General features: G+C 41.3%; 4 protein-coding genes and 2 pseudogenes. 4 read left to right on the forward strand and 2 right to left on the reverse strand.

Annotated features, from left to right (window positions below; translation table 11 throughout):
* Positions 1–48: 48 nt before the first annotated feature.
* Entirely contained in the window at positions 49–453 is a 405-nt protein-coding gene (locus tag I4V44_RS17245) for an ABC transporter permease (protein WP_243007206.1), read from the reverse strand.
* Positions 454–1,158 carry a lantibiotic protection ABC transporter ATP-binding protein gene (locus tag I4V44_RS17250; RefSeq protein WP_025580190.1) on the reverse strand — a complete coding sequence of 235 codons (705 nt, stop codon included), beginning with the start codon at positions 1,156–1,158 and terminating at the stop codon, positions 454–456. It abuts the gene before it with no gap.
* A 185-nt stretch (positions 1,159–1,343) separates the two neighbouring features.
* On the opposite strand from I4V44_RS17250, the pseudogene I4V44_RS17725 reads away from it, so the two are divergent.
* The 4 genes and pseudogenes from I4V44_RS17725 to I4V44_RS17260 form a co-directional block, all read left to right on the forward strand.
* A pseudogene (locus I4V44_RS17725) lies at positions 1,344–1,391 on the forward strand (hypothetical protein); the annotation flags it as partial.
* Positions 1,382–1,501: pseudogene (locus I4V44_RS17730) on the forward strand (VirB6/TrbL-like conjugal transfer protein, CD1112 family); the annotation flags it as partial. The pseudogenes I4V44_RS17725 and I4V44_RS17730, both read left to right, overlap by 10 nt.
* Before the next feature lie 229 nt (positions 1,502–1,730).
* On the forward strand, positions 1,731–2,333 hold the full coding sequence (locus I4V44_RS17255) for a Type 1 glutamine amidotransferase-like domain-containing protein (RefSeq protein ID WP_119241771.1): 603 nt from the start codon (positions 1,731–1,733) through the stop codon (positions 2,331–2,333).
* 54 nt (positions 2,334–2,387) lie between these two features.
* The coding region (locus I4V44_RS17260) for a ClbS/DfsB family four-helix bundle protein (RefSeq protein ID WP_196002686.1) at positions 2,388–2,491 on the forward strand (104 nt) is incomplete at its 3' end.

Genomic DNA, 2,491 nt, shown 5'->3' on the forward strand with positions numbered 1-2,491 from the left:
ATCATTTCACTATCTAAGAGGCTGTAAGCCTTGAAAAATAAGGAAAGTTCAGGAAATCTCTCCACAAATTCCGATTGTCAGGGGAATTTCGTTGATAACTAATATTGCAAAACCGCCCAACAGATTTAGCGCCAGGAAAATGAAATTCCCCACACAGGAGTAAATACCGGCCACTCCAATTTTTGCTTTCCAGACTTTGTTCTGCGAAACAGGCAATGAAGCAACGGCACGATATTTTAGTTTGCCATTATCCCGCTGTTCAATCAAGGCACAGGTGAGCGTAAGGAATCCAGGATAAAGCAGGATATACCACCAATTATAAGAATTGAGCTGGAACCAAAGAGGGGCAAAAAAGTTCATAAGCGCAGTTACAAACGGGGCCAGAACGATCAGCGTTTTTGTGAAAGTTCTCTTATGCTTTAGGTTCTCTGCCTGAATATATGCCATCTCCATTTAATATCCCTCCTTACCATTTCTGCGAATAACATCCATAAAGAGTTGTTCCAAATCTTCACCGGCGCGAAGCTCTCCCTCATATCCAAGGACGCCGCCAGCAATGATACCCACATGATCTGCAATCTGCTGGACTTCTGACAGAATATGGCTGGACAAAATAACTGTAATCCCTTTGCAGGGAAAAGAGCGAATTAACTCTCGAAGTTCCTCAATCCCTAAAGGGTCAAGGCCGTTAGTCGGTTCATCCAGAATCAAAAGCTGGGGACTGTTCAGCAATGCAATAGCAATACCAAGCCGCTGCTTCATACCAAGAGAAAACTGCCCGGCCCGTTTCTTGCCGGTATTCGTGAGCTGGACAATTTGCAATACCTCGTTAATTCGTGCATCGTCCAGGCCGAGCAATGTAGTTCTGACTTTGAGATTTTCGTATGCAGTCAGATTTTCGTAAAGCGGGGGCATCTCAATCAAAGCACCGATATGCTCCAGATCATTCCGCTTCCACGGGTGGCCGTCAAACTCGATGCTTCCCGATGTGGGGCGCAAAATGCCGGTGAGCATTTTTAAGATCGTGGATTTGCCAGCCCCATTCGGCCCCAGCAGACCATAAACCGAGTTGCGCCGGATGTTCAGTGACACATTGTTTACCGCCATTTGCCCCTTGAAATTTTTGCAGAGGTCAGTCGTTTTCAAAATCATATCCATATAATCAAGTCCTTTCTTTGATTTTACGGATAGCATACCGGGCAATTTTGAAGATTTCATAAAGATTCCCGAAAACAGAATATGAACAATACACCGTAACCGTAGAGCATATCGCAACAAAGCACCAACCTACGCATTTAGGGCCTTAAAAAGCCCTAGGTACTTTTTATAGCGGAGATAAAGGTTCAAAATCAAGCCATAAATATTTTGCGTCAAGTTCTTTGCGGGACTGATCATCACCTTTGTCCTGTGCTATGAATTGATCACGATGGTAACACAGAAAAACAATTTCCATGAATTTGAGACTTATAACATTTTCCTCTGGATCTTTAAAGCGTATGTAGAGAATACAGCAGAGGTTCAGAAGCATGAGATGGAACATTGTATGGCTACCGGAATTGAGCGGTCTGGTGTAAAGCGGATACGACTTCATGATCTCCGCCATTCCCATGCCAGAAACAGAAGAGTTTTTCTACCGACTGGGATTAAAAGATGGACTGAATCTGAAAAATACGGTAAAATTAGTATTAGAAATGATATCGTGAAATCGGAATTTATTAAGGAGGATATGGATGAAACTGTTTTTATGTTCGCACTTTTCAAGTGTAGGAAGTTTGATAAAAGAAGAAATTGATAACAAGAAAGTCGCATTTATTCCCACAGCTTCGCTGCGTGAAGGCTATACTGGTTATGTCGGCTCGGCTCGAAAGCTATTCAATAAACTGGGAGCAGCCGTAACTGAAATTGATATTTCAACGGAGGCTTATTTAACGATACAGTTTGTTTTTGAAGATGCGGATGTGATATATTTTACTGGTGGAAATTCTTTCTTCCTTATGGACCAGCTTCGTAAAACGGGAACGGATGAGCTATTGAAGAAGGAATTGGAAAAGGGAAAACTGATGATCGGTGAATCGGCAGGTGCGATTATATGCGCTCCAACTATCCAATATATTGAACAAATGGATGAAAAGCCGGAGGACTACTCACAAGAGGATGATGCAGGGCTTGATTTGATTGATTTCTATGTTCTTCCGCATTATCTTACAGCACCATTTAAGAAAGTTACCGAGAAAATAATGACTGAATTTTCGGATTTGAATCTATCCCCAATTAACAACCGTCAGGGAATTGTAATTGATGGTGAAGGTTCAAAGGTTGTTTGCAAAGACTAATTTGAAAGTTCCAGTTTTTGAAACTGGAAAATCGGAAGCTGAGGAGATAGACTATTGAGAACATATGAGAATAAAGACGAACTTAAAAACGAGATAAATAAAAGCTTTGCAAAGTATATTTCAGAATTTAATGATATTCCGGAGCATTTAAAAGATAA

This window comes from Blautia sp. 1001283B150304_161114_C9 (assembly GCF_015668165.1).
Taxonomy (GTDB): domain Bacteria; phylum Bacillota; class Clostridia; order Lachnospirales; family Lachnospiraceae; genus Blautia_A; species Blautia_A wexlerae.